Genomic DNA, 1332 nt, shown 5'->3' on the forward strand with positions numbered 1-1332 from the left:
AATAACAGGTGTTTCATCATTGGTTGCACCAATAGGATTAATCGTTAACACTGGCGCTGTTAAATCTATTTCGCCCGTTTCATTCACTTGCGCAACGTTGCCCGCCTTATCCGTTGCACTTACACTAAGACTAAACTCTCCTTCTGCCAGCGCCTCTGGCACTGTTATTTGCCAATTTCCATTCTCTCCCACTATCGCCGTTAAACTCTGGCTACTCCCTTCACTATCTATTATCGTAACGACTACTTGACTACCTTTGTTTAAATCACTATTCCCACTAAAGCTTGGAGTAGCATCATTACTTGGAAGTAATTCATCTATTGTTAATTGAGGTGCTGTCGTGTCTATTTCCCCTGTCTGGTTCGCCTCACTGATAACACCATTACTTTCTATTCTGGCTGTAACACTGTACTCACCTTCGGTTAGCTCATCCGGAACTTCTACCGTCCAACTTCCATCTGCATTCACTTGGGTTGTTATGGTCTGGCTATTGTTGCCACTATCAATTACAACGATTATTACATCACTTTCCTGCGCTGCACTTGTATGCCCACTTATATTTGGCGTTGTGTCATTTGTCGGTGCTAACTCATCAATATTTAACGCTACTCCGTTTGAATTTAATGTTCCCGCCGCATTTGCTGTACCTGTATTGCCTGCTGCATCAGTTACACTGGCTGTCACTGTCAAGCCACCTTCTGCTAATGGGGTTTGAGTTGTCACTGACCAGCTACCATCGGCAGTCGCTGTTGTTGTTAAACTTTGCTCTGCTCCCGCCGCATCCGTGATGACTATCGTGATTATACTACCCGCTACTGCTGTTGTACTCCCTGTGAAAGTAGGCTGATTTTGAATAATTTGTCCAATTGAGTCTATGTCTATTTCTGGGGCTATTGTATCTATCGTTCCGTTGGCTGTTACTGTATTTTCATTACCCGCTGTATCTGTCATGCTCGCTGTTATATTATACGGACCATCTACTAAAGCTTCTTCTACCTGAGCTGACCAACTGCTATCTGCTTGTACTTGGGTGGTTATAGTTTGGCTCGTACCATTTGCATCTGTAACGGTAATGACAACTGTACTACCTTCCGATTCTTCTGATAAGCCACTAATCAGTGGGGTATTGTCATTGCTATTGACTTGCGCATTGATACTCAAGCTGGGGGCTTGCGTATCTATATTGACGGTTTGGTTTTGGCTAACTGTATTACCTGCTGCATCCGTTATACTCACTGAGATATCGGCCTCTCCTTCTGGGAGAGCATCAGGAATTTGAACTGACCAGCTACCGTCTCCTGTAACTAAAGCTGTTAAATTTTGTGCGACACC

1 protein-coding gene is annotated in these 1332 nt (G+C 43.9%); it reads right to left on the minus strand.

The window, feature by feature from the left end; all coding sequences use genetic code 11:
- A partial coding sequence (locus N7931_RS19200) for an Ig-like domain-containing protein (RefSeq protein WP_262795951.1) occupies positions 1 to 1332 on the minus strand: 1332 nt, incomplete at both ends.

It is taken from the genome of Catenovulum sp. 2E275, assembly GCF_025515275.1.
GTDB lineage: Bacteria > Pseudomonadota > Gammaproteobacteria > Enterobacterales > Alteromonadaceae > Catenovulum.